Origin of the sequence: Cereibacter sphaeroides 2.4.1 (assembly GCF_000012905.2) — a bacterium.
Lineage (GTDB): Bacteria > Pseudomonadota > Alphaproteobacteria > Rhodobacterales > Rhodobacteraceae > Cereibacter_A > Cereibacter_A sphaeroides.
This window is the reverse complement of the sequence record NC_007493.2, coordinates 234,710-259,476: the sequence shown is the minus strand read 5'-3', so window position 1 is coordinate 259,476 and position 24,767 is coordinate 234,710. Positions and strand designations below refer to the sequence as shown.

General features: G+C 70.0%; 34 protein-coding genes, 1 tRNA gene and 1 pseudogene. 26 read left to right on the top strand and 10 right to left on the bottom strand.

Translation table 11 applies throughout. The features are described from left to right. Window positions 1-116: 116 nt before the first annotated feature. The 4 genes from RSP_RS01280 (at window position 117) to RSP_RS01265 (ending at window position 2,867) form a co-directional block, all read left to right on the top strand. Window positions 117-689 (top strand): LabA-like NYN domain-containing protein, encoded by a 573-nt coding sequence (locus RSP_RS01280; RefSeq protein ID WP_002722410.1) that lies wholly within the window; start codon window positions 117-119, stop codon window positions 687-689. A gap of 150 nt (window positions 690-839) precedes the next feature. After that, on the top strand, window positions 840-1,799 hold the full coding sequence (gene ispH, locus RSP_RS01275; RefSeq protein ID WP_002722409.1) for a 4-hydroxy-3-methylbut-2-enyl diphosphate reductase: 960 nt from the start codon (window positions 840-842) through the stop codon (window positions 1,797-1,799). 10 nt (window positions 1,800-1,809) lie between these two features. Further along, the gene (locus RSP_RS01270; RefSeq protein WP_011336933.1) at window positions 1,810-2,418 is read left to right on the top strand and encodes a LysE family translocator; all 609 of its coding nucleotides are present in this window, start codon (window positions 1,810-1,812) and stop codon (window positions 2,416-2,418) included. Continuing rightward, window positions 2,415-2,867, top strand: coding sequence for a DUF3429 domain-containing protein (locus RSP_RS01265; protein ID WP_002722406.1), 453 nt, complete (start codon window positions 2,415-2,417; stop codon window positions 2,865-2,867). Before RSP_RS01270 ends, RSP_RS01265 begins: the two co-directional genes overlap by 4 nt. Window positions 2,868-2,873: 6 nt before the next feature. Here the strand turns inward: RSP_RS01265 and cceR are convergent, their stop codons facing one another. After that, on the bottom strand, window positions 2,874-3,911 hold the full coding sequence (gene cceR / locus RSP_RS01260) for a LacI family DNA-binding transcriptional regulator CceR (RefSeq protein ID WP_011336932.1): 1,038 nt from the start codon (window positions 3,909-3,911) through the stop codon (window positions 2,874-2,876). Between the two features lie 298 nt (window positions 3,912-4,209). Between cceR and RSP_RS01255 the strand changes: the two genes are divergently transcribed. Continuing rightward, window positions 4,210-4,285: transfer RNA gene (locus RSP_RS01255), tRNA-Arg, on the top strand. Between the two features lie 30 nt (window positions 4,286-4,315). On the opposite strand, the gene RSP_RS01250 is transcribed toward RSP_RS01255, so the two are convergent. The 8 genes and pseudogenes from RSP_RS01250 to RSP_RS01215 all read right to left on the bottom strand — a co-directional run bounded on the left by RSP_RS01250 (window position 4,316) and on the right by RSP_RS01215 (window position 9,314). Next, the gene (locus tag RSP_RS01250; protein ID WP_017140053.1) at window positions 4,316-5,377 is read right to left on the bottom strand and encodes a tyrosine-type recombinase/integrase; all 1,062 of its coding nucleotides are present in this window, start codon (window positions 5,375-5,377) and stop codon (window positions 4,316-4,318) included. Beyond that, window positions 5,374-5,616, bottom strand: coding sequence for a helix-turn-helix domain-containing protein (locus RSP_RS01245; RefSeq protein WP_011336930.1), 243 nt, complete (start codon window positions 5,614-5,616; stop codon window positions 5,374-5,376). The genes RSP_RS01250 and RSP_RS01245 overlap by 4 nt, the downstream gene beginning before the upstream one ends. 75 nt (window positions 5,617-5,691) lie before the next feature. Next, window positions 5,692-7,510, bottom strand: a pseudogene (locus RSP_RS01240) (ParB/RepB/Spo0J family partition protein). 122 nt (window positions 7,511-7,632) lie between these two features. Beyond that, a complete protein-coding gene (locus RSP_RS01235) occupies window positions 7,633-8,028 on the bottom strand; it encodes a DUF2312 domain-containing protein (RefSeq protein WP_011336927.1) in 396 nt (131 codons plus the stop codon). Then, the gene (locus RSP_RS01230; RefSeq protein ID WP_011336926.1) at window positions 8,028-8,360 is read right to left on the bottom strand and encodes a hypothetical protein; all 333 of its coding nucleotides are present in this window, start codon (window positions 8,358-8,360) and stop codon (window positions 8,028-8,030) included. Before RSP_RS01230 ends, RSP_RS01235 begins: the two co-directional genes overlap by 1 nt. Next, entirely contained in the window at window positions 8,357-8,554 is a 198-nt protein-coding gene (locus tag RSP_RS01225; protein WP_011336925.1) for a hypothetical protein, read from the bottom strand. Before RSP_RS01225 ends, RSP_RS01230 begins: the two co-directional genes overlap by 4 nt. Next, the gene (locus RSP_RS01220; protein ID WP_009564675.1) at window positions 8,551-8,736 is read right to left on the bottom strand and encodes a hypothetical protein; all 186 of its coding nucleotides are present in this window, start codon (window positions 8,734-8,736) and stop codon (window positions 8,551-8,553) included. The genes RSP_RS01225 and RSP_RS01220 overlap by 4 nt, the downstream gene beginning before the upstream one ends. Window positions 8,737-9,020: 284 nt before the next feature. Further along, a complete protein-coding gene (locus tag RSP_RS01215; protein ID WP_043762677.1) occupies window positions 9,021-9,314 on the bottom strand; it encodes a helix-turn-helix domain-containing protein in 294 nt (97 codons plus the stop codon). Window positions 9,315-9,418: 104 nt separating this feature from the next. Here RSP_RS01215 and RSP_RS01210 point away from each other — a divergent pair, with 104 nt between their 5' ends. From RSP_RS01210 to RSP_RS01160, 11 genes are all read left to right on the top strand, one after another. Beyond that, on the top strand, window positions 9,419-9,661 hold the full coding sequence (locus RSP_RS01210; RefSeq protein WP_043764066.1) for a hypothetical protein: 243 nt from the start codon (window positions 9,419-9,421) through the stop codon (window positions 9,659-9,661). Between the two features lie 204 nt (window positions 9,662-9,865). Beyond that, entirely contained in the window at window positions 9,866-10,417 is a 552-nt protein-coding gene (locus RSP_RS01205; RefSeq protein ID WP_011336923.1) for a DUF1937 family protein, read from the top strand. A gap of 6 nt (window positions 10,418-10,423) precedes the next feature. After that, the gene (locus tag RSP_RS01200) at window positions 10,424-11,113 is read left to right on the top strand and encodes a DUF1376 domain-containing protein (RefSeq protein ID WP_011336922.1); all 690 of its coding nucleotides are present in this window, start codon (window positions 10,424-10,426) and stop codon (window positions 11,111-11,113) included. A 208-nt stretch (window positions 11,114-11,321) separates the two neighbouring features. Continuing rightward, the gene (locus tag RSP_RS01195) at window positions 11,322-11,900 is read left to right on the top strand and encodes a hypothetical protein (protein ID WP_002720775.1); all 579 of its coding nucleotides are present in this window, start codon (window positions 11,322-11,324) and stop codon (window positions 11,898-11,900) included. A gap of 154 nt (window positions 11,901-12,054) precedes the next feature. After that, window positions 12,055-12,594, top strand: a complete 540-nt coding sequence (locus tag RSP_RS01190) for a hypothetical protein (protein ID WP_017140049.1) — start codon at window positions 12,055-12,057, stop codon at window positions 12,592-12,594. 103 nt (window positions 12,595-12,697) lie between these two features. Further along, the gene (locus RSP_RS01185; RefSeq protein ID WP_017140048.1) at window positions 12,698-13,111 is read left to right on the top strand and encodes an HNH endonuclease; all 414 of its coding nucleotides are present in this window, start codon (window positions 12,698-12,700) and stop codon (window positions 13,109-13,111) included. Between the two features lie 264 nt (window positions 13,112-13,375). After that, window positions 13,376-13,813, top strand: a complete 438-nt coding sequence (locus RSP_RS01180) for a P27 family phage terminase small subunit (protein ID WP_011336919.1) — start codon at window positions 13,376-13,378, stop codon at window positions 13,811-13,813. Then, window positions 13,800-15,458: a terminase large subunit gene (locus tag RSP_RS01175; protein ID WP_011336918.1), complete on the top strand. Its 1,659-nt coding sequence runs from the start codon at window positions 13,800-13,802 to the stop codon at window positions 15,456-15,458. The genes RSP_RS01180 and RSP_RS01175 overlap by 14 nt, the downstream gene beginning before the upstream one ends. Window positions 15,459-15,776: 318 nt before the next feature. Next, complete coding sequence (locus tag RSP_RS01170) at window positions 15,777-16,649, top strand: DMT family transporter (RefSeq protein WP_011336917.1); 873 nt, start codon at window positions 15,777-15,779, stop codon at window positions 16,647-16,649. A gap of 146 nt (window positions 16,650-16,795) precedes the next feature. Continuing rightward, window positions 16,796-18,031: a phage portal protein gene (locus tag RSP_RS01165; protein ID WP_017140047.1), complete on the top strand. Its 1,236-nt coding sequence runs from the start codon at window positions 16,796-16,798 to the stop codon at window positions 18,029-18,031. Continuing rightward, window positions 18,028-18,987: a S49 family peptidase gene (locus RSP_RS01160; RefSeq protein WP_011336915.1), complete on the top strand. Its 960-nt coding sequence runs from the start codon at window positions 18,028-18,030 to the stop codon at window positions 18,985-18,987. Before RSP_RS01165 ends, RSP_RS01160 begins: the two co-directional genes overlap by 4 nt. 10 nt (window positions 18,988-18,997) lie before the next feature. Here RSP_RS01160 and RSP_RS01155 read toward each other — a convergent pair whose 3' ends face one another. After that, entirely contained in the window at window positions 18,998-19,702 is a 705-nt protein-coding gene (locus RSP_RS01155) for a sulfite exporter TauE/SafE family protein (protein ID WP_227590616.1), read from the bottom strand. A gap of 292 nt (window positions 19,703-19,994) precedes the next feature. On the opposite strand from RSP_RS01155, the gene RSP_RS01150 reads away from it, so the two are divergent. The 10 genes from RSP_RS01150 (at window position 19,995) to RSP_RS01110 (ending at window position 24,757) form a co-directional block, all read left to right on the top strand. After that, window positions 19,995-21,329, top strand: a complete 1,335-nt coding sequence (locus tag RSP_RS01150) for a phage major capsid protein (protein WP_011336913.1) — start codon at window positions 19,995-19,997, stop codon at window positions 21,327-21,329. 132 nt (window positions 21,330-21,461) lie between these two features. Beyond that, complete coding sequence (locus RSP_RS01145) at window positions 21,462-21,752, top strand: hypothetical protein (RefSeq protein ID WP_011336912.1); 291 nt, start codon at window positions 21,462-21,464, stop codon at window positions 21,750-21,752. Between the two features lie 4 nt (window positions 21,753-21,756). Then, entirely contained in the window at window positions 21,757-22,263 is a 507-nt protein-coding gene (locus RSP_RS01140) for a phage gp6-like head-tail connector protein (RefSeq protein ID WP_011336911.1), read from the top strand. After that, window positions 22,260-22,592, top strand: coding sequence for a head-tail adaptor protein (locus RSP_RS01135; protein ID WP_011336910.1), 333 nt, complete (start codon window positions 22,260-22,262; stop codon window positions 22,590-22,592). The genes RSP_RS01140 and RSP_RS01135 overlap by 4 nt, the downstream gene beginning before the upstream one ends. After that, complete coding sequence (locus RSP_RS01130; protein ID WP_011336909.1) at window positions 22,589-23,062, top strand: HK97-gp10 family putative phage morphogenesis protein; 474 nt, start codon at window positions 22,589-22,591, stop codon at window positions 23,060-23,062. Before RSP_RS01135 ends, RSP_RS01130 begins: the two co-directional genes overlap by 4 nt. Continuing rightward, on the top strand, window positions 23,059-23,226 hold the full coding sequence (locus RSP_RS22155; protein ID WP_011336908.1) for a hypothetical protein: 168 nt from the start codon (window positions 23,059-23,061) through the stop codon (window positions 23,224-23,226). Before RSP_RS01130 ends, RSP_RS22155 begins: the two co-directional genes overlap by 4 nt. A gap of 3 nt (window positions 23,227-23,229) precedes the next feature. Beyond that, a complete protein-coding gene (locus RSP_RS01125; RefSeq protein ID WP_011336907.1) occupies window positions 23,230-23,610 on the top strand; it encodes a DUF3168 domain-containing protein in 381 nt (126 codons plus the stop codon). Window positions 23,611-23,619: 9 nt separating this feature from the next. Continuing rightward, window positions 23,620-24,060: a phage tail protein gene (locus tag RSP_RS01120; protein ID WP_011336906.1), complete on the top strand. Its 441-nt coding sequence runs from the start codon at window positions 23,620-23,622 to the stop codon at window positions 24,058-24,060. After that, window positions 24,057-24,437, top strand: a complete 381-nt coding sequence (locus tag RSP_RS01115; RefSeq protein WP_017140046.1) for a hypothetical protein — start codon at window positions 24,057-24,059, stop codon at window positions 24,435-24,437. Before RSP_RS01120 ends, RSP_RS01115 begins: the two co-directional genes overlap by 4 nt. An 83-nt stretch (window positions 24,438-24,520) precedes the next feature. Beyond that, entirely contained in the window at window positions 24,521-24,757 is a 237-nt protein-coding gene (locus tag RSP_RS01110; protein WP_011336904.1) for a hypothetical protein, read from the top strand. Window positions 24,758-24,767: the final 10 nt, after the last annotated feature.

Sequence of the window (24,767 nt, the reverse complement as noted above, 5' to 3'; positions counted from 1 at the left end):
CTTGCCGGTAGATGTATTACACTGATATCCGACCCCTAGTCATTTTCGCTTACCGAAATCTATTCTCGATGACAGCAGATTGACCGGGGCAAGGGTTCTCGCAGGGGACAAGGATAATGTTCTACAAAGACGAACGGCTGGCGCTGTTCATCGACGGATCGAACCTCTACGCCGCAGCCAAGGCACTGGGGTTCGACATTGATTACAAGCTGCTGCGCCAGGAGTTCATGCGCCGCGGCAAGCTGCTGAGGGCGTTCTATTACACTGCACTTCTCGAAAACGACGACTACTCGCCCATACGCCCCTTGGTGGACTGGCTGCATTACAACGGCTTCACCATGGTCACGAAGCCGGCCAAGGAATACACCGACAGCCAGGGACGCCGCAAGGTCAAGGGCAACATGGACATCGAGCTGACGGTCGATGCGATGGAACTTGCGCCGCGGGTCGATCACATCGTGCTGTTCTCGGGCGACGGCGATTTCCGTCCGCTGGTCGAGAGCCTTCAGCGGCAGGGTGTGCGCGTCTCGGTGGTCTCGACGATCCGCAGCCAGCCGCCCATGATCGCCGACGAACTCCGCAGGCAGGCTGACAATTTCATCGAGCTCGACGAACTGCGGGAGGTCATCGGTCGCCCTCCGCGAGAGCCGCGGGTAGAGCGTGAAGAGATCGCCGTCGAGGCGAAGTGACGCTCGGAAGCCAAGGAACTCCAGCCCGTCATGCTCCGGCGCAGACCTGCGCGGAACGTGCGGCATCCTGAGGCGGATGCGCCTGCGGGTCTGGACCTGAGCCACCGATCGGAATACCTCTGGGCTGCACAGGACGAAGAGAGCCGGCCCATGACCATGCCTCCCCTCACCCTCTATCTGGCCGCCCCCCGGGGCTTCTGCGCGGGCGTGGACCGCGCGATCAAGATCGTCGAGATGGCGCTCGAGAAATGGGGCGCTCCCGTCTATGTCCGGCACGAGATCGTGCACAACAAGTTCGTCGTCGACAGGCTGCGCGACATGGGCGCGGTCTTCGTCGAGGAGCTGGACGAGGCGCCGACCGACCGGCCGGTGATCTTCTCGGCCCACGGCGTGCCGAAGGCGATCCCGGCGGAGGCCGAGCGGCGGAACATGGTCTATGTCGATGCCACCTGCCCGCTGGTCAGCAAGGTCCATCTCGAGGCCGAGCGGCACCACGAGAACGGGTTGCAGATGATCATGATCGGTCACGCAGGTCATCCCGAGACCGTCGGCACCATGGGTCAGCTGCCAGAGGGCGAGGTCCTGCTGGTCGAGACGGTGGAGGATGTGGCGGGACTCGAAGTGCGGGATCCCGAGCGGCTGGCCTATATCACCCAGACCACGCTCTCGATCGACGACACGGCCGCCATCGTGGCTGCGCTGCGCGAGCGATTCCCGGCCATCGCGATCCCGCGCAAGGAAGACATCTGCTACGCCACGACCAACCGTCAGGGCGCGGTCAAGGCCATTGCGGGCCGGATCGACGCGCTACTGGTGATCGGGGCGCCGAATTCCTCGAACTCGAAGCGGCTGGTGGAAGTGGGCCGCGCCGCCGGCTGCCGCGTGGCGCAGCTCGTGCAGCGCGCCACCGATATCGACTGGGAGGCGCTGCAGGGCGCAACCGCCGTCGGCGTGGCCGCCGGCGCCTCGGCCCCGGAAGTGCTGGTGGACGAGGTTATCGCCGCCTTCCGCGCCCGGTTCGACACGACCGTCGAGGCCGTCGAGACCGTGAAGGAGCGCGTCGAGTTCAAGGTGCCGCGCATCCTGCGCGAGCCTGCCGAGACTCCGTGAGGCCCCGACCATGAGCCCCGAGTTCCTGCTGACCGCTTTCATCGTCTGCGCGGCTCCGGGGATCGGCGTTCTCTACACGCTCTCGGCCACGCTCGGCGGCGGCATCCGCGCCGGGCTTCTGGCGGTTCTCGGCTGCACTCTGGCAACCGGCGTCCATCTGGTCGCGGCCATGGCGGGCCTCGCGGCCGTCCTGCATGCCAGCGCCGTCCTGTTCCAGGGCCTGAAGATCGCGGGCGTGGCCTATCTCCTCTGGATGGCCTGGGCGACGCTGCAGGAGCGTGGCGGCCTCCGTCTCGAGGCGGCGGCGCCCGAACCTGCGGCCCGGATCGTGCGGCGCGGCATCCTTCTGAACCTGCTCAATCCGAAGCTGCCGCTCTTCTTCATGGCCTTCCTGCCGCAGTTCATCCCGGCAGGCAGCCCCGAGGCCCCGCGCCTGCTGATCGAGCTGGGCCTCGGCTTCACCGCCATGACCGCCGCCACCTTCCTCGGCTATGTGGCGCTGGCCGCCCTGTCGCGCGGCGCGGTGCTGTCCAGCCCCCGCCTTGTCACCTGGCTCCGGCGCCTCTTCGCCGCCTCCTTCGCCGGGCTCGGCGCCCGGCTCGCCTTCGAGCGCACATGACCCGCATCCCCCGTTCCGCCCTGCTGCTCGGCCTGGCCGGGCTCCTGCCCTTCCTCTGGAGCGCGCTGACCGAGCTGCGCCCGGCCTTGGGCGACTGGGCGGCGACCACGCTCGGGCCGCGCTTCGTGGGCCCCTATGCGGGCCTCGCCTATGGCACGGTGATCCTATCCTTCATGTCGGGCGTGCTCTGGGGCTTCGCCACACGGACCAGCGGGCGCGAGGCGGCCATCGGCTACGGCCTGTCGGTGATCCCGGCGCTCTGGGCCTTCTTCTTCGTGGGCGGCGGCCCGACCTCGGCCGCGATCTATCTGGCCGCGGGCTTTGCGGGCCTGCTCGCGCTCGACTGGACCTTCTGGAGCCAGGGGCTCGCGCCGGAATGGTGGATGCGGCTCCGGCTGCTGCTGACCGCCGTCGTGCTGGCCTGTCTCGCGGTCACGATCTTCGCCTGAGGCGCCTCAGCGCCGGCGGATCGTGTCGCCCGGTTCGAGCTTCGGCTCCAACTCGATCACCAGCCCCGACATGGCCCCGTCCGCGCGCTTGCCTGCGACGATCTCGGCCGCCTTGCGCCCGATCTCGAGCCTGCAGGCGTCCATCGTGGCGAGGTGACAGGGCAGCCCCTGCACCAGCTCCACGCCGTTGAACCCCGCAAGCCCCACCTTCTCGGGCACCTCGATCGCGTGGTTGAGGCACCACAGGAGGCCCCCCGCGCCGATCAGGTCGTTCGAGTAGTAGAGGAAGTCGAGGTCGGGCGAGCGCGAGAGAATGGTCTCGGTCATCTCCCGCCCCTTCAGAAGCGCCGAGCCGCCCGAGTAGAATTCGCGGTCCTCGACCGTCAGGCCCGCCGCGATCAGGGCGCTCTCGAACCCTTCCAGCCGCTTCCGGGCGCGGTGGTCGTAGGGCATCATCGTGCCGAGGAACCCGATGCGCCGGTATCCCGCGGCCACGATCGCCTCGGCCATGTGCCGCCCCGCGCGGCGGTGCGAGATCCCCACTGCATTGTCGACCGGCGTGCCGTCCACATCCATGATCTCGACGATGGGGATGCCCGCATTCTCCAGCATGGCCCGCGCCGCATGGCTCCGCTCGAGCCCTGCGATGATGATCCCCGACGGGCGCCACGAGAGCATCTCGTAGAGCACCTTCTCCTCGCGTTCGGGCGAATAGTTGGTCACCCCCACCACCGGCTGCAGGCCCGTGTCCTCGAGCACTTCCGAGACGCCGGTCAGCACCTCGGGAAAGACCATGTTGGACAGGGAGGGGATGATGACCGCGACGAGGTTCACCCGCTGGCTCGCGAGCGCCCCGGCGATGCGGTTCGGCACATAGCCCAGCTCGCGCGCGGCGGCCAGCACCCGCTCGCGCGTGGCTCCCGACACGTCGCCCCGATTCCGCAGCACCCGGCTCACGGTCATCTCGGAGACACCCGACGCGTCGGAGACGTCGCGCAATGTCAGGGGACGTCGCTGCAGGGCGGAGGACGGCTCTTTCGCCACGGAAACATCTCTTGCATAATGACCTTACGTTTTCTTGTTAACCTCATTGCGGGGGCTTGTCCAAGGCCTCTGGCTGTGCCATGTTAGCGATAACGGCCGAACACTTCGGCCTTTCTGATCCTGAGCGTCGTGCAAGCTCTCCAAGACGGACGCGATGGACCCATGGGGGAGTGGTGGGCCAAGAGTCACTCCCCCAGCTCTCCCCTCCCTAGCGCAGCCATTCCCTCCGCAGAGCCGTTCCTCGCACCTTGCAAGAGGCGCCGATTGGCCGCATTAAGGGCAGGCCCGAGTGGTTCTCGGCCCCGTAGCTCAACGGATAGAGCGATCCCCTCCTAAGGGATAGGTTGCAGGTTCAAGTCCTGCCGGGGTCACCATGTCTCCCGCAAACCCTTGAAATTGCGCACCTATTTGGCGCGTTTACAGGAATTTCCGGGGTCGTTTACATCGTTCCGTTCTTGTTCCGGCCCCATCACGAGGCCGCGCCGGCTGGCGGCGCGGGTGTAAGCCTCGGCTTCTGAGAGGCTCGCATGCCCGCCCCAGGCCATGATCGCATGGGCAGGACCGCCCGCTTCCGCGATGGCCGTGAGCCGGAATTTGCGCAAGCCGTGCGGCGTGCGCCCCTCGATCCCCGCCTCGGCCGCGGCAGCGGTGATGAAGTTCGACAGACCCTTCACCGACCGCGCCTTCCCGTAGCTCGTCTCAAGCAGGGTGAAGCCGGCCGTGGCCATCACCGCTGCGCGCACCGTCTCGCGCTCCTCTTCCCACCGGAGCGCCCACGAGGGGAGCGCGCAGGTCCAGGGCACATAGGCGGGCCCTCCGGTCTTCTGCTGGCGGAAGGTCATGAGCCCGTCGCTGCCGAGATGGGTGCGCGTCATGCGGCAAGCGTCCGAGACGCGGCAGCCGGTCCAGGCGAGCAGCTCGAAGGCTGCGCGCTGGCGCGTCCCCACCGCCCACCGCGCCCGGAAGGCCGCCACCTCGGCCGTCGTCCACGCGACGTGGCCGGGCGATTTCGTCACGATCTTTCCGATCTCGTGGCTCGGGTCGCTCTCGATGATCCCGTCCGCCTTGGCCTGCGCGAAGATGAGCCGCCAGCATTTCAGCGACACATTGCGCGGGTTCGGATCGAGCTTGCCGAGATCCATCTCGACATGCTTCTGCCGCAGGCCCCGCAGCGGCAGGGCGCCGTGCTCCGTCTCGATTCGCTCGAGATGGAAGCGCAAGTTCAGCCGATAGCTCGCGGCAAACCCCTTCCACCTCTTCGACGCGCGGAGCGCTCGCACGACCTTCGCGACCGACTTGTCCGCAACGGGCGGCGCCAGATCTGGCTTCGAGGCCTCGGCCTTGGCCCAAGCCGCGATGAAGTCGGGATGGGTCTCGGGCAGATCCGGCAACCGGGTTCCGGTCGGCCGATGATAGCAGAGCACCCGGTCGCCACGCCGGATGCGCTGCACCCGGGGCAGCTTCACGCCTGCATCCCGAAATGGCGGTCGCACAGCTCCACCTCCGATTCGAAAGTCTCCCCCTCAACCGGCAGGTCCGAGGCGAAGGCGTCAAGATCGAGCCTGTCATACAGCCGCCGCCCGCCCAGCACCCGCCGCGGCAGGTCAAGGCCACGGAGCGTTGTCGCGCTCACGCCCAGATAGGCCGCCGCCTCGGCCGCGCCGAGAAGCCGCGGCGCGAAAGTTAGGGATCGCCTAGCGCTCATCGTCCTTTCCCCTTCCTCCGAGCCAGCACGGCCCGCCCACCGGCGGCGTCGCGCGCAATTCTTCCTGTGCCCTGCTCATTCCTCGCCCTCCGGCCAGCCGAGCTCGGCCGGCACCCACGCGTCGATCTTCGCGCAGTCCTCGCGGCTGAGGCCAAGGGCCTCGCGGGTGTCGGGATCGGCGAAGAGCGCCTCGAGGCGCTTCGCCTTCTCCCCCTTCTTCAGCTTGTTGAAGCTCTGATGAGCTGGCTCCGCCTCGGCCGCCGGCACGAGCTCATTCCAGAGCCGGTCGAGATAGCCCGCGCTGCAGCGGCCGAGAAATCCCTGGGCGGTGGGCGTCCAGATCCGGCGCACCTCGACCCCGAGCTGGCGCGCGAGCGCGGCCGAGAGGCCGGAGCTGCCGGTGCAGAAAGTCCGCGCGAGGGCCTCGGTCAGGATCTGGTTGCGGTGTTTCTTCCCCTGCGCCCCGGAAGCCTCGAACTCGGCCGGGGTGCCGTCGGGCCGAAGCTCGCATTCGGCTCGAGCCGTGCCGCCAGCCGCGGCGGGTAGCTGGTGCCTTCGCCCTTCTCCGGCACGATGGGCTGGTCGGTGGGTGAGATCGCGAGCGGGCGCGCCCAGGGCCTGAGGCCGCCGCCGAGGGACCAGGCGAGAAGGTCGAGCATGAGCTCGGACTGGTCCATCAGCCGCGCCTGCAGCGCCCCGAGCCGGATCCGATGCAGGTCCTCGATCAGCGACTGCGGCAGGTCGGGTGCCAGCTCGGCCGCGCCGCGCGGAACCGCCGCGGCTGCTGATAGGCCCGCTCGACCGAGAGCCCGTCCCGGCTGCTGCAATAGACGAAGATCCCGGCCGAGGCGCGCTGCGCGTCGGTGAAGCCCCCCTCGCGCCGGGCCTCGAGCTCGGCCAGCCGCGCGCGGCCGGGCTCGTCGAGGGTGTCGTCGGCCTCGCGCTCCTCGAGCGCCGCGAGCTCCGCTTCCTCTCCTTCCGAGAGCTTCCCCGGCCGGGCGTAGAGACGCACCAGCTTCTGCGTGACGGTCCAGGAGACATATTCCTCCGGCACCCATGTCGCCCATTCCCAGCCCTCTTCCGCGCGGATCCGCTCGGCCTCGGCCGCGCCCTTCTCGGCGAAGAGCCGGTCGAGGAGCGCCTCGTCCTCCAGCAGCGTCCGGTCGGCGAAGAGATCGCGCTGAGAGGTTCCACCGGCGGCGAGATAGGCCTCGAGCCCCACGAAGACCGCCCGCCGGTCGGTCGAGGGCACGGTGCCGGGTGTGAGCTCGCGCCGCACCTGCTCGGGCCGCACGTCGCGGCCCCGCACCGACGCGAGAACTTCGAGGCAGCGCTCGCCGCTCGGGGCGAACGTCAGCGCCTTCGCCATCTCGAGCGAGATCTCGTTCGCGCGGAGCGCCGCCAGCGCCTCGGCCGGCAGGTCCGCGAGCTTCAGCCGCCGCTCGACATGAGCCTCGGAGCGGGCAAAGCTGCGCGCGATCCGCGACAGGCTAGCGCCCCGCTCGCGCATCGCGGCATAGGCGCGGACCTCGTCGGCCGGGTGCAGCGCCGAGCGCGCGCTGTTCTCGGTGCCGGCCCAGGCCACCGCTTCCTGCAGGTCGGCCGTCACCTTCACCGGCACCGGATCTATCGGAATGAGATCCGCATGCCGGCTCCAGCCCTCGGCCGCGAGGCGCTGCAGCGCGCGGAGCCGGGTGCCGCCGCCCACGATCTCGATGCCTTGGGGCGTCAGATGGCCGATGAGGTTCTGGAGAAGCCCCGCCACGGCGAGGCTCTCGGCCATGGCCTCGACCTCCTCGGCCGCGATCTCCTGCCGGCTGTTGAGCGGCGAGAGCCGGAGCTCGGCGAGCGGGATGAGGCGCAGATCGCCTCGGGAGATGAAGTCCTTAGCCATGCGGGATGCCCTTCATGCAAATCTTCTCCGGCGCGCCGGAGCGCGGGACAGGGCCCTGCGCGAAAGAGGCGCCGGGCGGATTGAACGGAAGCTGCGCGGATCGCCCGCCGCGCCGGGGTGCGTCAGGCCATGCCGAGCGCGGCCTTGTAGAGCGCGAGGAGGGTCTCCTCCTCGGCGATGTCGTCGGGGGTGCGCTTGCGGAGCGCCACGATCATCCTGAGGATCTTCGGCGCGTAGCCCCGGCCCTTCGCCTCGGCCATCAGCTCCTTCTGCTGGCCGCCGATCTCCTTCTTCTCGGCCTCGAGCTGCTCGTAGCGCTCGATGAACTGCCGCAGCTCGTCGGCCGCGACCTGATAGGCGGCCTCGGCCACGGCGCGGTCCGCCGGGGTCTCCTTCATGGGCGGCTTGCGGATCCGGCCGCTGTCGATGGCCGCGGCCATGCGGTCGAGATCGGCCGCATCGAGGCTCTCGACCGGAACGGGCCCGGGGCGCGGCGCGGGATGCGGGGCGGCCTCCATCACATGCCCCGCATGGCGCTGGCCTGCTGGCGCATGGTCTCGGCCACGTCGGTGACATGGGCCCAGAGCACGGTGGCGACGAACAGGAAGCCGAGGAGCGCGAGCGCGCCCACCAGAAAGCCGGTGAGGTTCGGCCCGAGCGGGCTCGGTCTGCTCGTCCGGAAGGCGGGCCGCGGCCGGGCGCGGTGCAGCGGGCGGCCGGTGGCGACGGCCAGCTCGTGTTCCGTCAGGAGCCGGCTGGCGGCCTCGCGGATCTCGGGCGTCGGCGCGTGCTCGGCACGATGGCGCGCAGCATTCAGATCGCGGGGCGTGAGGGGCAGGATCCGGCTCATGCTCCGAGCGCCTCCCGCGCCTGGCCGAGGATCGCGGCGAGCTCGGCATCGGTCTCGTCGTCGGCGGCGTCGAGCTGCGGGAGCCCCGCCTCGGCCGCCGCGAGCAACCGGCGCAGCTGGGGCTCGGTCAGGTCGAGGAGGGCAAAGCGGGCAACCGGCGCTGCGGCCGGGTAGCGGATGGCGGTGGCGGTCACGACAGCATCCTCCGCCGGTCCGTCGGCTCGTCCTCAATGTCCGAGAGGTACTTGCCGGCGGCGATAGCGCTTGCGAGCGACACATGCGCCGAGCGCAGCCGCAGCTGCAGATGCAGCTTCTGGCCGGGCGTCAGGACGCCGATGCCGTAGTGCTGGTGAGCAATGAAGTCAGGGGATTGCACGAATCTCTCCGTCGTAGCCAAGGGCGCGGGACTGTCGCGCCTCACTAGCCATGCGTCACATATTGCGACACTTGCGTCAAGTCCGTATGTCGCAATATGTGACGCTCATGAAGCCTTACCCTGAGGTCAACGTGGCGTTGACAAGGACGGACCTCGCGGCGCAGATAGAACGCAACAGGAACCGCAAGGGGTTGATTTGTTGTCGGAAGAGTGGAAGCAGCGCATGATCCTAGCCATCCGCCGCATGGGGGAGGATGACCTGATCATGTTCGAGAAGCTGGTCCTTAGGCTTGCGACTTCGCCGCAAGGCCTTCAGCAACGCGTATCAACGCTTCGACATCCTCGCTCGGAAGCAGGCGAATAAGCTCAAGTAAAGCACGCTCTCGCGGGTTGCTTTCGAACAAGTCTTCCGTAGAGACGCCCAGTGCCCCGGCAATCGCATTGAGGCGGATTGTGTTGGCGGGCCGCGTCTCGCGCTCAATCATCGCGAGTTGTGACCGCGACATCCCTGAACGGGCAGCCAGGACTTCCTGAGTCCAGCCGCGAGCTTCCCGTAACTGTTTGATCCGCAGGGCCATAGGTTTGGTATAGAACGCCCATACCCCGAAAGCTCGCCCGGAATGGCGACAACCAGCCCTGATACTCATTGACAGCCCTGTCGCAATGTGTGACGACCAGCGACATGAGCATCCTGTCCGATTACATCAAGGGCCGACCCGAGAAATCCCGGTCCCAATGGGCCGATGAGTTCGGCATTTCAAGGCCGCACCTGCACTGTCTGCTCGAAGGTTCCAGATTGCCAAGCCTCGATGTGGCAACGCGGATCGCCGTGGCGACAGGCGGAGCAGTACCGATCTCTTCCTGGCCGAATATCGCGGCAGTGCTGGCTGCCGCTCAGCATGAGCTACCGGCGAAGTTCGGCTGAAAGCATGGAGAAACACATGACATTCAGGCTTCGCGATGCCGGGCAACCTGAGGAGCGCCACCGTGAAGAACCGCAAGCCGGCTGTTGCGGTTTTGCGTGCCTCCCTCTCCCCTCCTGCTGGTGGCTCGTGCCGTCCGTCATCATCGGATCCTCCCTCATCGCTTGGGGCGTCTGGGCACTGCTCACCGCTCTCGGGAGCCTTCTGTGACCGCCGCCGCGCCCTTGCCTGTACAGGACGCGGCCACTTCGCCGGGGGCTGCGGCCTCCGGCGCTTTTCGATCGAACGGGTGGACCGCGCTGCGACGCCATCCTGCAGGCCGGGCGGATCTGCTGCGGTGGCATGCCGATCCGGCGCTCGTCGCGCGGCACGCGCGCTGGGGGCGGCCGGTCTATCTGGCGAGCCCTTACACGCTCCGCGCGGTCGGCCCGGACGGCCGCTGGTCGCGGGATCAGTCGGAAGCGGCCATGGCCGAGGCGGCGCGCGAGGTCGCGCGGCTCCTCGAGGTGGGCGTCACGGCGATCTCGCCGGTGGAGCTCTCGGCCGCCGCGCTCCATGCCACCATGTTCCCCAGGCTTTGGATTGACCCGTTCAACCCCGTCCTCTGGGAGGACTGGTGCCGCCCCCTTCTCACCGTCTGCGCCGCCGTCGTGGTCCCCGAGATCCGCGGCTGGTCAGACTCCACCGGCATCCGGCACGAGGTCGCATCCGCCCTCACAGCCCAGGTGCCCGTCTTCATCTATGGAGGCCTGCCATGACGAAGCGTGACCGCTTCCGACGCGCCGCGGGAGGTGCCCGTGCCGCATGACCGACTGACCGAGACCGATCCTCCGACCGAGATCGTCGGCGATTTCTGGGAATATCCGCTGGCCTTCGGCGACACGCTCTCGAGCCACGAATGGGTGCCCTTGCACATCAACCGCCTCCTCACCTCCCGCTTCGTCGCCCGGGCGCTGGCCGAGAACCGGCGGGCGGACATCGGCACCGCCCTCCTCCTCTGGTGCGAGGCCTTCCGGCAGGACCCGGCCGGGACGCTGCCCGACGACGATCTCGAGCTCGCCCGCCTCGCGGGCTACGGCGCCGATCTCGAGAGCTGGCGGGCGGCGCGCGAGGGCGCGCTCTACGGCTGGCGCGAGACCCATATCTCGAACCAGGAGGAGGCGCCGGGCAACCGCCGGCTCGGCCATGTGATGATCGCGGGGATTGCCCGCGACATGCACCGCAGGAAGCGCGGGCGCGATCAGGCGCGGACGGAAGGCTCCAAGGCGATGGCGCGGACCCGCGTCCGCAGGAAGCTCGTCGAGATCAAATGCGGCCGCGCGGCCGAGAGCCCGGACGTGGTGAACGAGATTGCCGAATGGCTGGGCCAGCGCGATCTCTTCATCACCTCCGACAACGTGCGGGCCGCGTTCGAGGCGACGCGCGGCGGGCCGAAGGTCGTTCAGCTGACATGACTTAACACTGTTAATCACAGTTATCACTGCAATCGTAACAGTTAATCACTGTGAGATTGCAGTGATCTCATAGGCCCGGAACTGTGATTGCCCTACAGGACAGGACAGGACAGGACCCCACAAAACAGAACCTGACAAAACATCCCTTCTGCAGGGGTGAGAAGATCGGGCGGTGGCGAGACGGCAGGCGTGGCTGGCTGAGAAAGGGATGGCCATGACGAAGGCAGAGGAGCGGGCGCGGGTGAAGGCGCTGGTGGTGGACCGGCTGGAGCAGGCCGGGATGGTGAGGCGGCGCGGCACGGCCGCCGCGGCGCACGAGGCGGCGATGGCGCGGCTCTGCGAGCAGCTGGGCTACATGGGGGCGGAGAACCTGATGACCTTGGCCGAGGTGCTGATCGACAGCGCGGCGGATGGGGTCTGGCCGTCCGAGGTGCTGATCCGGCAGTTCGCGCGCGCCATCGAGGAGCCGCCGCCGGCGGAGCGGCGGCTGGTGTCGAGCTGGCTCGCCTCGGTCGAGGGACCGAAGGCGGAAGCGGGCGGGCATCTGGTCGAACTCTACCGCTGGCTGCTCAAACACCCGCGCCCGCCGCTCGCGATGGACCTGCGCGAGATCCGCGACCAGGCGCAGGACAATGCCCGGCGCTGCGAGCTGATCCGCGACCGGATCGACCGGGAGACCGCGAGCCGGGAGGATCGCGACTGGCTCGAGCTCTATCTCCGCGACCGGGCCCAGGCCCGCGCGCTGGTGGACGCCGGCCGCGGCCGCAAGGAAGGGGCGGCAGCATGATCGGGCTCGGGAAGAAGACGGCGGTCCGGCCGGGCAGGAGCGCGGTGCAGAGGGAGACGTCGGCATGATCGGCAGAGCGGTGGACATGCGGCGGGCAGAGCCGGTGCGGACGAGCGGACAGCAAAAACAACAAGAACAAGGACAGGGGTGCCGCATGAGGGGCGCGAAGGGCCGCAAGGCCATGAAGGCGAAGCTGGTGAGCCTGAAGCTCGCGCCGTGGGATCTGGGGCCGCTGACGCCCGCACAGATCGCGGGCAAGCGGATCGAGGAGGCGGCCGAGGTCGATCCGAAGACGGGCAAGAAGAGCAACCCGAACAGGGTGATCCGCACGAGGCGCGAGACCTGGGTCGGGCGCTATCACCGGCAGGGCAAGCTCTCGGTCGAGCAGGCCAACATCGCGGCCGAGCTCTTCGAGGCGGCCTCGGGCATGCCCGCCCGCGATCCGCTGGCCGCCATCGTCCGCGTCGATATGAGCGGCGATCAGGATCCGCAGGTGGCTCAGGTGGATCGGCGGCGGAAGTTCTTCCGCATGTGGGAGTTGGTCCCGACGTTTGCTCGGCCCGTCATTCAACATGTCGTTCTGGACGATCAGTCGCTCCGTGGCATGCCGGGACGTGTGGACAGCCGATCCGAGGCACGGCAGCTCGACCGCCTTCAGCGAGGCCTGGACGCGCTCTCCGAGGCGTGGCGCTGAGAGCGGCTTGACCTGCCCCAAACAATTCGGCAGATTGCCATCATCGAAGACAAGCGCCCGGCGAGCCCCAAGCTCTCCGGGCGCTTCGCTTTGGAGCCTCCCCTTGATCCGCAAACTCTGCTGCGCGCCCGGCTGCGAGGAGCTCGCGCCGGCCGGCCAGGCACACTGCGCCGACCATGCCGCCGAGGCGGAGGCGCGGGCTCGCAGCCGGAAGGCTCGCGCCAAGGCGGGCGCCGCGGCGCAGGCGGGCGCGGCCTTCTATGCCACCGGCCGCTGGCGGCGGGCACGGGCGCGGTTCCTCGCGGCCCATCCGCTCTGCGCCGACTGCGCGGGGCTCGGGCTCGTGGTGGCGGCGGCCGAGGTCGACCACATCCGGCCGCACCGCGGCGATCCCGGCCTGATGTGGGACCGGGCCAACTGGCAGCCGCTCTGCCGGCCCTGCCACAGCCGCAAGACCGCGCGCGAGGTGTTCCACCCACCGGGGGGCATCGCAAAATCGGAGGGGTCGGCCAGGTAACCGGCGCTCGAACCTTCCTTTTCACGCACGGCGAATTGGCAAAAAAAGCCCACCGTGCAGAGGGATGAGAGGAAGCGGGAGACCTGCCCGCCGCCCCTGCCCCCGCCCCAGCGGATCCACGACGAGCCGATGGCCGCGAGCCCCCGCTCCGCGCGGCGCACAACAGACATGATGGGCCGCCGATCCCGGCGCCCCCGATCCGGCCGCCGATGCGGCGAGGATCGGGCCGGCACGGGCGCAGCCCACAGAACAAGGACAGTCACGATGCGCGGGCAGAAGCCGAAGGTCTCGAACGTCATCCCGATGAAGGGCGATCTCGCGGCGCCCGTGCCGGAGGCTCCGGGCTGGATGAGCGCGGAAGGCCGCGAGGTCTGGGACCGGCTCGCCCCGGTGCTGGTGGCGAAGAAGCGGCTCGAGCCCGCCTTCGAGGATCCGTTCGCGGTCTATTGCGAGGCCGTGGCCGATGTCATCCGCTTCACCGGCGACATCGCGGCCTTCGGCAGCTGGTACGAGGTCGAGACCCGCAACGGCCGCCAGCAGAAGAAGCGCGCCGTCTGGGGCCAGCGGCAGGATGCCATCGCCGTCATGAACCAGCTCGCCGCCCGCTTCGGCCTCACGCCGGTCGACGAGGCCCGCGTCCGCGTCACCGGACAGGGCGACCTCTTCGACGAGATCCTGAAGACCCTCGATGGAGCCGATTGACCATCCGGTCTCGCGCTATGCGCTCGATGTGGTCGAGGGCCGCGAGACCGCCGGAGACCTGGTGCGGCTCGCCTGCCTGCGCCACCTGACCGACCTCGAGACCGGGCGCGACCGCGGCCTCTGGTTCGACTGCAAGGCCGCGAGCCGGGTCCTGAACTTCGCCGAGCTGATCCAGCACACGACCGGGCCGCTCGCCGGGCGGCCGCTCACGCTCCGCCCCTGGCAGGCCTTCCGCCATGGTTCGGTCTTCGGCTGGAAGAAGGAAGGCGGCCTCCGCCGCTTCCGCACCACCTACCATCAGGTGGCCAAGAAGAACGGCAAGACCACCGACACGGCGGTGCCCGCCCTCTTCACCGCGCTCTTCGACCGGGAGGCGGCGCCGCAGGGCTATTGCGCCGCCACCACGCGCGACCAGGCCGGGCTCCTCTTCCGCGAGCTCAAGCGCATGATCCGCGCCTCGCCGCATCTCTCGGCCCTGATGCAGGTCTGGCGCACCTCCATCGAGGTGCCGGCGACCGAGGGGCTGATCGCCTGCCTCTCGCGCGACGGCAACAGCTCGGACGGGATCAACCCGCACTTCGCCGCCCGCGACGAGGTCCACCGCTGGACCGACCGCGAGCTTGCCGAGGTGCTCACGAACTCGATGATCGCCCGCGCCCAGCCCATCGACTGGGCGATCACCACCGCCGGCGCCGACCGCGCGAGCCTCTGCGGCGAGATGCGGGACTATGCCGAGGAGGTGGTGCGGGGCACGGTCAGCGACGACAGCTTCTTCGCCTATGTGGCCGAGCCCCCGCCCGACTGCGACGTGGCCGATCCGCGCTTCTGGAAGATGGCGAACCCGAACCTCGGCGTGGCCTTCTCGGAAGAACGGTTCGGCGAGATGTACCGCGAGGCCACGGTCATCTCGGGCAAGATGCCGAACTTCCGCCGGCTGCACATGAACCTCTGGACGGAAGGCGCCCAGACCTGGATCGCCCGCGACGTCTGGGACCGGGGCGCCGAGCCGTTCGACCCGCGGCCGCTCTACGGGCTGCCCGCTTGGGTCGGCCTCGATCTCTCGAAGACCACCGACCTCACGGCGATCTCGGTCGCCGTGCCGAAGGACGGCCAGATCTATCTCCTGGCCTATTCCTTCCTGCCCGAGGGGCCGAAGGGCTTCATCGCGCGGGCGCAGAAGGAGAAGCGCGAATATGTCGCCTGGCGCGATGCCGGCTGGCTCGAGGTCCATTCCGGCGGGGTGATCGACGAGGATCAGGTGATCGAGCGGCTGGAGACGATCCGGGCGCGGTTCGACCTGCGCGAGCTCGCCTACGACCGCTGGGGCATGAAATACATGGCGAAGGAGCTCCTGAAGCGCCGCTTCCCGCTGGTCGAGCACGGGCAGGGCTACGGCTCGATGTCCTCGCCGATGAAGCGGTTCGAGGAGGCGGTGGCGAAGGGCCGGATCCGCCACGCCGGCAATCCGGTGCTGGCCTGGGCGGTGGGCAACGTCCACCGCGACGAGGATGCGGCCGAGAACATCAAGCCGAACAAGGCGCGCTCGAAGGGCCGGATCGACCCGGCGGTGGCCGCGATCATGGCCCTGGGGCGCGCCGAAGCCGCCGAAGGCCGCCGCCGCGCAAGGGAGGTGGAGACGGCGTGAGCGGGGGCGCCGCTCGCGCTTCGGGAATGGCGGCCCTCGGGACGGGCGGAACGGCCAAGGCTCCTGGCGAGATCTCCGGATCACTCTGCCCGGAGGCGGCATTGCGGACAAAGCTGCCAGTCGCATATTGATGCCGCTGGTCGATAGTGGTTAGCATAACTGCATCGACTGAGTGGCAACTAGGGTTCCGGGCCTTTGGCCGCAGGACCGAGCGTTGCAGAGACCGGGGGAGTTCTCCGGGCCAGCACCCAAGGGACAAAAGCCCAGGGGAGGAGACGTCGAGATCAACCGCGCCGATGGGCGCATAAGGGGGTCTCAATGACGCTTGCCTCGCTGCTTCTTGTCGTTCTCGCATCCTTCATACATGCCAGCTGGAACCTGCTCGCCAAGACGGCCGCATCGGTCGGGCCGGTCTTCGTCTTCGCCTACAACCTGATCGCCTGCGTGGCCTACGCGCCATGGGTGCTGTATCTGCTGATACACGACGGCATCATCTGGACCTGGACGGGCATCGGGTTCGTGCTGCTCAGCGGACTGATCCATCTGGCCTACAGCCTGTGCCTGCAGCGCGGTTATCAGGTGGCCGATCTGTCGGTGGTCTATCCCGTGGCGCGAGGGACGGGGCCGATGCTCTCGACCCTCGGGGCGTTCCTGATCCTCGGCGAGACACCCTCCGGCACCGGTCTGATCGGTCTGGCCCTGGTCGTCGCGGGGATCCTGCTGATCGCCACCCGAGGCAGCCTGGCCGCCTTCACGCGCCCCGGCGGGCAGGCCGGGGTCCGCTGGGGCACCGCAACGGGCGGCCTGATCGCGAGCTACACGGTGGTCGACGCCTTCGCGGTGACAGCGCTCGGCATCGCGCCGGTGGTGCTCGACTGGTTCTCGAACCTGCTCCGGTTTTTCCTGCTGCTGCCGCTGGTGATCGCTGACCCTCGCCGCGCCCTGAGCGCGATGCGCGGGCACTGGGGGGCCGCGATCGGAGTGGGCCTTCTGTCTCCGCTCTCCTACATCCTCGTGCTGGCCGCTCTGACGGGTGGCGCCCCGCTCAGCCTTGTCGCCCCGATGCGCGAGATGTCGATGATGGTGGGGGCGCTTCTGGGCATGTTGATCCTGCGCGAAGCAGTTGGCCGGTGGCGCCTGGTGGGATGTGCCGTGCTGATAGCGGGAGTCATCCTGCTCTCGGCAGGCTGACACCTGCGACCGTCCGCAAAGGGCTCGCAGGAACATAGAGTCTGCCCACCGGCACCACGGAACACAATGAGCAGGCGCTCCCGCCGGATCGCTTGGCGAAAGGAAGGACCGGCATGAGCAGATGGCCGCGATTTGGCGCTTCGCGAATGGCGGGCGCCTCCGTCCGCACCGAGCCGCCCGTGACGGCGCCGCAGGCCGCGGCCGAGGCGAGCGGCACGGCCGTGCCGAGGCCCTGGCTGCAGGAGGTCGGCTGGAGCTCGGGCGGCGCGAGCCGGATCCGCACCCTGCCCCGCGTCTCGGCCGAGGTGGCGCAGCGCCATGCCACGGTCTATGCCTGCTGCGCCGTCATCGCGGGCGATCTCGCGAAGGTGCCGCTGAAGCTCTTCCAGCGCAGCGGCGACGGCCGCGAGGTCCGGGTGCGGGACCATGCCGCGCCCTATCTTCTCAATGTGGAAGCCGCGCCCGGCGTGGCGGCCTCGGTGGTCCGCTTCGCGCTGGGGTACGCCTTCACCCTCCGCGGCAATGCCTTCGCCTGGGCGCCGCGCGACGGGGCGGGCGAGCTCGAGCTGATCGATCTGGTGCGCCAGTCCGGCTGCAGCGTGCTCCGCGCCGGCCGAGAGCGGTTCTACGACTTCGAGGACGGCGCGGGCCTCCGCCGCCGCGCCCCCGCCCGCGCCATGATCCATCTGCGCTACATGGCCGAGGACGGCTGGACGGGCCGCAGCCCGCTCGAGGTCGCGGCCGAGAGCGTGGGCCTCGCGCTCGCGGGCCAGGAGTCCGCGGCCCGTGCGGCCTCGGGCGTCACCGCCCGCGCCGTGATCCGGCTCCGCGACGATTATGAGGATGACGAGGCCCGCGTCAGGAGCGCCCGCCGGGTGGCCGCGGCCCTCCGCGCGCCGGAGGTCGAGGGCTTCCCGATCCTCGGCGAGGGCGAGGATGTGCAGACGCTCGACATGAAGGCTGCCGATCAGGAGCTGCTCGGGAGCCGCAAGTTCGACCGCGAGCAGATCGCGGCGATCTACCGGGTGCCGCCGGCGAAGCTTCAGATGATGGAATACGGGGTGAAGGCCAATGGCGAGCAGCAGGCCATCGACTATCTGACCGACTGCCTCCTCCATTGGGCGAAACAGGTCGAGGACCAGCTCGCGCTCGGCGTGCTGACCGAGGCCGAGCGGCGGGCGGGCCTCTTCTTCCGCCATGACTTCGGGGCCCTGCTCCGGCCGACAACCAAGGAGAGATTCGAGGCGCTCGCCAAGGCGGTGGGCGGCCCGATCCTGACCCCGAACGAGGCCAGGCGCATCGACGGCTACGATCCGATCGAGGGCGGCGACCGGCTGAACCCGGCGCCGAACATGACCCGCAGCGAGGAGACAGACCCATGACCCGCACGCTCGCCAGCCTCTTCGGCCCCCTGCAGCCCATGGCGCTGGCCGAGGATCTCGCGGCGCCCCTCCTCGCCCTCGCCATTCCGGAAGGCGGTGTCGGCGGATCGGCCCCCTCCGAGAGCATCCTGTCGGCCGCAACCGAGCCCGCCGCCCTCGCGCACGGGCCAACGGCCGGCCCGACCGTCCCCGACCGCTTCACCGTCGCGCGCGGCCTCGCGGTGGTGCCGGTGCGCGGGATCCTCACGCCGAACATGGCGCAGTACGAGCGCTGGTTCGGCTGGGCCACCTACCATGGTCTGGCCGAGACGCTGGCCCACCTCGCCGCCAGCGAGGATGCCGCCGCCATCGTGCTCGAGATCGACAGCCCCGGCGGCCTCGTCTGCGGGATCGAGGCCGCGGCCGAGGCCATCGCCACCGCGGCCGCCGTGAAGCCGGTCCATGCCCTCGTCTCGCCACTGGCCGCGTCCGCCGCCTATTGGCTCGCCTCGCAGGCCTCCGAGATCGTGATGACGCCGGGCGCGGTGGCGGGCTCCATCGGCATCGCGCTGACCGCCGCGGCCCACGTCCAGCCGGGTGCCAACGGCGCGCAGATCTTCGAGATGAGCTCCCGCCACGCCCGCGCCAAGCGCCCGGACGCCTCGACCGAAGCCGGCCGCGCCGAGCTCCAGCGCAGCCTCGACGAGGCCGAGGCCGCCTTCCACGCTGCCGTCTCCACCGGCCGCGCCATCCCGGCGGCCGAGCTCGCCGCCCGCCTCAGCGTGACAGACGATCCGCAGGACGGCGGCGCGACCTTCCGCGCCCCCGCGGCCATCCGCCGCGGCCTCGCCGACCGCAGCGAGACCCGAGCCGCCTTCTACGCCCGTCTTACCGCCCGCACCGCGCCGAAGCCCCGCAGCCCCAGCCGCGCCTTCGCCGCCCGCGCCGCAGCCGCGGCAGCGCTCGCCCGGAGCTGAGGGCACCTCCTCACCAGATCAGCTTGATGCCCGACATCAGGAGCAGGACCGACAGCGTCCCGCGGAGCCAGCGGTCAGACAGATAGCGGCTCCCGATATAGGCGCCGATGGTCCCACCGACAGCGACGGCGACCAGCCAAACGGGAAGCGCCGAGGGAGCCTGGTCCCAGGCGGCGTAAGTCCCAAGCAGGGCCGCAGAGGAGTTGATGAGGTTGTAAACTGCTGTCGTGGCTGCCGTTTGCCGCGCCGATCCCCACTTCATCGTCAGGATGATCGGGGCAAGGAAGACCCCGCCACCCGTGCCGGTGGTCCCCGAGACGAACCCTATGACCGCCCCCGTGGCCAGGGCTGCGGCGAAGGGCGGGCGGCCGACCACTGCCGGACCGACCCCCGGGCTCAGGATCGCGGCGCGGGCCATCTGAAGGGCGGACAGGATGAGAACCGCGCCGACAACCGGAAAGTAGATCCCCTCCGGCAGATGGATCGCCCCTCCGAGGAGCGAGAAGGGAAAGCCCAGGACGGCGAAGGGCCAGACATTCTGCCATGAGAGCCGTCCTGCCCGCAGGAAGAGGGCGGTGCCGATGGCGGCCACCAGCAGGTTCAGGGACAGGGCCGTCGTCTTCATCGCGAGCGGGCCGAAGCCCGCCAGACCCATGATGGCGATGTAACCCGATGCTCCGGCCTGCCCGACCGCCGCATACAGCAGGGCAGTCACCAGAAATGCCCCCGAGAGCAGAAGCGCCTCGCCGTTCACAACGACCTCGTAGCCTGCGACGTCTCACCTATGCCGCATCCGGAGACCGGGTCCAAGAGAAGCCGCTCGCTCCGAACCTGCGGTGCGAGCCGGACCGCCGCCTCTCCGCCTCGCCGGCGCCCCGCAGCAGGCCTGCACCTGATCCACCTCTGAGCTGAGCCACGCCAGGCGGTCAGCCTTCACCCCTTCCCATCCCCCGCCCGTGGCGGGGGCTTTCGGCTGCGCGGATGCAGCCCTGCCAAGAGAGGATCCCATGGCACGACAGAATCTCGACGACCTGCGCCGCGCCCGGAAGGCCGCGGCCGACACGATGGCCGCGGTGGCCGCCCGCATCGGCGCGCTCGAGGCGGCAGAGACACCGGACGCCGCCGCGCTCGAGGCCGAGACCGCGGCCTTTGCCGCCGCCGAAGCCGCCTTCGCCAGGGCCGATGCCGCCGTGACGCGCGCGGCCGCTGTGGAGGCCGCGCAGGCGGCTGCAGCTCAGGGCGACGGTGCGGGCGGCGGGAGTGGAACGGGTGCCGCCGGCACTGACGCCGTGCCGGCGGTGGCCACCGATCCGGCGCATCGCGGGGTGGCAGCGGGCTTCATGGTCCAGGCGCTCGCGCGCACGAAGGGCGACCGGGACAAGGCCGCCCGTCTCCTCGAAGCCGAGGGCCATGGCGCGATCTCGGCCGCGCTCTCGGGCGCGAGCGAAGGCGCGGGCGGCGTCACCATCCCCCGTCCCCAGGCGGCCGAGCTGATCGAGATGCTGCGCGCCCGGGTCGTCGTGCGCGCCTCGGGCGCCCGCACCCTGCCGATGCCCGCGGGCGAGATGCGGCACGCCAAGCAGGTGGGCTCGGCGGTCGCCGCCTATGCCGCCGAGAATGCCGCCATCGCGCCGAGCCAGCCCAGCTTCGACAAGATCGACCAGAGCTTCAAGAAGCTCGTCGGCATGGTGCCCATCGGCAACTCGCTCCTGCGGCACTCGGGCGTGGCGATGGCGCAGCTCGTGCGCGACGATCTCCTGAAGGTCATGGCGCTCCGCGAGGATCTGGCCTTCCTGCGCGGCGACGGCAGCGCCGACACGCCGAAGGGTCTGCGTCACTGGATGCTGCCCGCGAACTGGTCCGCCGCACCGGTCGCGGCCACGCCGGCGGCGGCCGAGGCGGCGATCCGGCGGGCGGTCTCGCTCGTGGAGGATGCCGACGTGGGCATGGTCTCGCCCGGCTGGATCATGCGGGCCTCGACGAAGAACTGGCTCGCGAGCCTGAAGGACGCGAACGGCAACCCGCTCTTTCCCTCCATCGGCGCGTCGGCCCAGCTCATGGGCTTCCCGATCCGCACGAGCTCGCAGATCCCCGACAACTTGGGCGCGGGCGGCGACGAGACCGAGATCTACTTCGGCGACTTCGACGAGGCGATGATCGGCGACAGCATGGCGCTGGTGGTGGGCTCCTCCACCGACGCCTCCTTCGTCGACGGCAACGGGGCGACCGTCTCGGCCTTCCAGAACGACCTCACGCTGATGCGGGCGATCTCCGAGCACGACTTCGCGCCGGCGCATGACGAGGCCTTTGCCGGCTTCAACGCCTCGGGCTGGACGCTCTGACGCCCGGATCGCGGCGCGCCACCCTCCCCTGTCCACGTCCCTCTTCGGCCCCGGCGCTCCCCGGGGCCGAACTCGTTCGGCGTCCCGTCCCCTCCACCCCGGCGCCTCCCCCCCATTCTCCCGGAGAGATCCATGAAGACCATCGTGACCTTCATCCGCCCTTGGAACCGCTACAACCGCGGCGAGACCGCGGGCTTTGATCCCGCCACGGCCGCAGGCCTGATCGGCGTCCATGCCGTGCCGTACCGGCCCGCGGAAGGAGCGCCCGCCGCGATCCCGGCCGCCGCCCCTGCCCCCGCGCCAGCGGAACCCGCCCCGAGCTTCGAGACCGCCATGGCCGCGCTCGAGACGCCGGCCGAGACCGCGCCGGCGGCCGCCGCACCCGGCACGGCCGATCTTCCGGTGCAGGGCCGGCGGAAGTGAGCCCATGCGCGTGATCGAGCCCCCGGCGCTCGCGGTGTCGGTCGAGGCCTTCAAGCGGGCGGTCCATCTCGACGGGCCGGACGACGATCTCCTGATCGCCGAGCTCCTCGCCGCCGCCACCGAGGTGGTCGAGACCGCCGCCCGCCGCGCCCTCATGCCCCGGCTGGTCGCCTTCGAGACCCCGGCCGGGCGCTGGTCGCGCTGGTACCTGCCCATCGCCCCGGTGATCGAGCTCGTGGAGATCTCCGCCCCCGCCGCCCGCCTCGTCCGCGGCTTCACCGAGCCCGCGCTCGAGCGGACGGCGGCGGAGGGCGCGGTCAGCCTCACCGCGCTCTGCGGCCACGAGGATCCGGCCCGGATCCCGCGCGGCCTCTGCCAGGCGGTGATCCTGCTCGCCAAGGAATGGCATGACGCCGGGATCGGCCCCGTTGAGAGCGCGCCGCCCCTCTCCTTCGGCATCCAGCGCCTGATCCGTCAGGCCCGCTACGCCCGGCCGATGGTGTCGGAATGAGAGCCCCGCGCTTCGACCGCCGGGTGCAGATCCGGCGGGCCACGCTCGCCGACGACGGCTTCGCCTCGGTCGAGGTCTGGGCCGATCATGGCGCTCCGATCTGGGCTGCGAAGGCAGACCTGAGCGACGGCGAGCGCTGGAGCGCCGGCGAGATCGCGGCCAGCGTCACCACCCGTTTCACGCTCCACCGCACCGCCTTCGCGAGGGGCCTCACCCCGAAGGACCGGCTCCTCTGCGAGGGGCGCAGCTTCGAGATCTCCGGCATCAAGGAAAGCGGCGCCGGCGGCCGCTTTCTCGAACTGACCTGTTCCGCGAGGACCGACCGATGAGCGTCACCGTCTCCGTCACAGGCCTCCGCGAGATCGAGGCGCAGCTTGCGAAGCTCTCGAAGGCCGCGGGCAAGGCAGCCCTGCGGCGGGCGCTGAAGACGGCGGCGCAGCCGCTGGCCGATCTGGCCCAGAGCAAGGCCCCGGTCGGCGACACCCGAACGCTCGCGCCCTCGATCACGGTCGGGACGCGCCTCAGCAAGCGGCAGGCGAAGCGGCACCGCCGCATGTTCCGCGACGACCGGGCCAGCGTCGAGATGTTCGTGGGCGCGGGGCCGCTGCCGAGCGCGCACAATCAGGAGTTCGGCAACATCCACATGGCGGCCCAGCCCTTCCTCCGCCCGGCCTGGGATCAGGACCGCGAGGCCCTCCTCGAGCGCCTCCGCGCCGATCTCTGGCAACAGATCTCGAAGGCGATCACCCGCGCCGAGAAACGCGCGGCGCGGGCCGCAGCGAAAGGAGCAGCGAAGTGACCGATGAGAAGAAGCACCCCGACGCGGTGGTGCGCCAGCTCTCCGATCTGGCGGCGCAGCATGGCTATGGCCTCATGGCGGTCGAGCTCGTCAGCCGTACGCCGGTCGGCATCACAGTGCCGTGCCACATCTATCGCGCGCCCCGCCCCGCCTCGGACGGCTGACCCATGGAAGAGGCCCTCCGCGCGCTCCTCCTCGGCGCGCCGGCGGTGACGACCCTCGTCGGCCGCCGCGTGAACTTCGGCCGCCATCCACAGGGCGAGCCGCTGCCGGCGCTGGTGCTCACCACGGTGAGCGACCGCGAGGGGCTGACCCTCGCCGGGCCGGACGGGCTGCAGCGGGCCCGCGTCCAGATCGACTGCTACGCCGAAAGCTACGGCGCAGCCAAACAGCTTTCCCGCGCCGTGCGCGCCGTGCTCCACGGCCACAGCGGCGGCGGGTTCCGAGGTGTCTTCCTCGACGGCGCGCGCGACCTCCGCGAGCCGGGCGACGACACCGGGCGGCCCTTCCGGGTCTCGCTCGACTTTCTCACCATCTACTCAGCATAGGAGGGCCGGATGGCCTCGAAACAGATCATCGCCTACGGGGCCGAGGTGGAGCGCTCCACCGATGGCGCCGCCTGGAGCGCGATCCCGGAAGCCAAGGGGATCGCCGTGCCTGCCGTCGAGCAGGATTATCAGGACGTGACCTCGCTCGACAGCGAGGGCGGCTATCGCGAATACATCAAGGGGCTGAAGGACATCGGCCAGATCACCATCCCGATGGGCTACACCTCGGCGGGCTACGCCGCCATGATCGCCGATCAGGAGGCCGCGCACCCGATCTACTACCGCGTGACGATGAAGCCCGCGCCGGATCAGAGCACGGGCGACGTGTTCGAGTTCCGCGGCTTCCCGGTGCCGCAGCTCGAGGCGGGCGACCTCGGCGCCCCGGTCGGCATCAACCTCAACATCCGCGGGACCGGCGCGCCCACCTGGACGCGGGGGACGGAGGCATGAACATGATCCGTGGCGCGATCCCGTTCGAGGCGGAGGGGCGCGCGCGCTTCCTCCGGCTCACCACCAACGCCCAGGTCCGCTATCAGGAGCGGGCCGGGGAGACCCTCGTCGATGCCATCGTGGCGATGCAGGGCGAGGCCTCGCAGGGCGACATGCTGCGGCTCCGGCGGCTGATCTGGGCCGGCATGGGCCACGAGGGGCTGAGCGAGGATGCGGCGGGCGACCTGATCGACGAGATCGGGCTCGCCGAGGCCTCGCGGCTGCTGGGCGACGCGATCCGCGCCGCCTTCCCCGAGGCGGCCCGGGCCGAGGCTGAGGCTCCCGAGGGAAACGCCCCGGCGCCGGCCAGAGCGAAAGCCAAGCCGGCCGCGGCCTGATCGAAGACCTCCTCGCCCGGTGGCTCGCTGCCGGGCAGGAGTATGAGCCCTTCTGGCGGCTCACCCCGCGCGAGGTGCTGGGGGTGCTCGAGGGCGACTACAAGCGGCGCCGGCGCGAGATCGAGGACAGGCGCGTCCTGCAGCACGAGCTCGCGACCCTCGTGGCCTTCGCCTTCCACCAGCCAAGCAAGATGCCGGACTACAAGCCGCCGGCAGAGGCAAGCGCGCCGCCCGCGCGGAAGGCGGAGACCGCCTGTGACACCGACCATGAGCGGGTGCGCGGCCTGCTCATCGGGATGGCGCTCAGAGGGCGCGGGTAATCCCCCACCA

Coding starts and splice junctions, on each gene's coding strand:
- RSP_RS01280 (WP_002722410.1), top strand. CDS start 117: ATGTTCTACAAAGACGAACGGCTGGCGCTGTTCATCGACGGATCGAAC.
- ispH (WP_002722409.1), top strand. CDS start 840: ATGACCATGCCTCCCCTCACCCTCTATCTGGCCGCCCCCCGGGGCTTC.
- RSP_RS01270 (WP_011336933.1), top strand. CDS start 1,810: ATGAGCCCCGAGTTCCTGCTGACCGCTTTCATCGTCTGCGCGGCTCCG.
- RSP_RS01265 (WP_002722406.1), top strand. CDS start 2,415: ATGACCCGCATCCCCCGTTCCGCCCTGCTGCTCGGCCTGGCCGGGCTC.
- RSP_RS01245 (WP_011336930.1), bottom strand. CDS start 5,616: ATGAGCGCTAGGCGATCCCTAACTTTCGCGCCGCGGCTTCTCGGCGCG.
- RSP_RS01235 (WP_011336927.1), bottom strand. CDS start 8,028: ATGGAGGCCGCCCCGCATCCCGCGCCGCGCCCCGGGCCCGTTCCGGTC.
- RSP_RS01230 (WP_011336926.1), bottom strand. CDS start 8,360: ATGAGCCGGATCCTGCCCCTCACGCCCCGCGATCTGAATGCTGCGCGC.
- RSP_RS01215 (WP_043762677.1), bottom strand. CDS start 9,314: ATGGCCCTGCGGATCAAACAGTTACGGGAAGCTCGCGGCTGGACTCAG.
- RSP_RS01210 (WP_043764066.1), top strand. CDS start 9,419: ATGAGCATCCTGTCCGATTACATCAAGGGCCGACCCGAGAAATCCCGG.
- RSP_RS01195 (WP_002720775.1), top strand. CDS start 11,322: ATGGCCATGACGAAGGCAGAGGAGCGGGCGCGGGTGAAGGCGCTGGTG.
- RSP_RS01190 (WP_017140049.1), top strand. CDS start 12,055: ATGAGGGGCGCGAAGGGCCGCAAGGCCATGAAGGCGAAGCTGGTGAGC.
- RSP_RS01180 (WP_011336919.1), top strand. CDS start 13,376: ATGCGCGGGCAGAAGCCGAAGGTCTCGAACGTCATCCCGATGAAGGGC.
- RSP_RS01175 (WP_011336918.1), top strand. CDS start 13,800: ATGGAGCCGATTGACCATCCGGTCTCGCGCTATGCGCTCGATGTGGTC.
- RSP_RS01170 (WP_011336917.1), top strand. CDS start 15,777: ATGACGCTTGCCTCGCTGCTTCTTGTCGTTCTCGCATCCTTCATACAT.
- RSP_RS01165 (WP_017140047.1), top strand. CDS start 16,796: ATGGCGGGCGCCTCCGTCCGCACCGAGCCGCCCGTGACGGCGCCGCAG.
- RSP_RS01160 (WP_011336915.1), top strand. CDS start 18,028: ATGACCCGCACGCTCGCCAGCCTCTTCGGCCCCCTGCAGCCCATGGCG.
- RSP_RS01150 (WP_011336913.1), top strand. CDS start 19,995: ATGGCACGACAGAATCTCGACGACCTGCGCCGCGCCCGGAAGGCCGCG.
- RSP_RS01145 (WP_011336912.1), top strand. CDS start 21,462: ATGAAGACCATCGTGACCTTCATCCGCCCTTGGAACCGCTACAACCGC.
- RSP_RS01140 (WP_011336911.1), top strand. CDS start 21,757: ATGCGCGTGATCGAGCCCCCGGCGCTCGCGGTGTCGGTCGAGGCCTTC.
- RSP_RS01135 (WP_011336910.1), top strand. CDS start 22,260: ATGAGAGCCCCGCGCTTCGACCGCCGGGTGCAGATCCGGCGGGCCACG.
- RSP_RS01130 (WP_011336909.1), top strand. CDS start 22,589: ATGAGCGTCACCGTCTCCGTCACAGGCCTCCGCGAGATCGAGGCGCAG.
- RSP_RS01125 (WP_011336907.1), top strand. CDS start 23,230: ATGGAAGAGGCCCTCCGCGCGCTCCTCCTCGGCGCGCCGGCGGTGACG.
- RSP_RS01120 (WP_011336906.1), top strand. CDS start 23,620: ATGGCCTCGAAACAGATCATCGCCTACGGGGCCGAGGTGGAGCGCTCC.
- RSP_RS01115 (WP_017140046.1), top strand. CDS start 24,057: ATGAACATGATCCGTGGCGCGATCCCGTTCGAGGCGGAGGGGCGCGCG.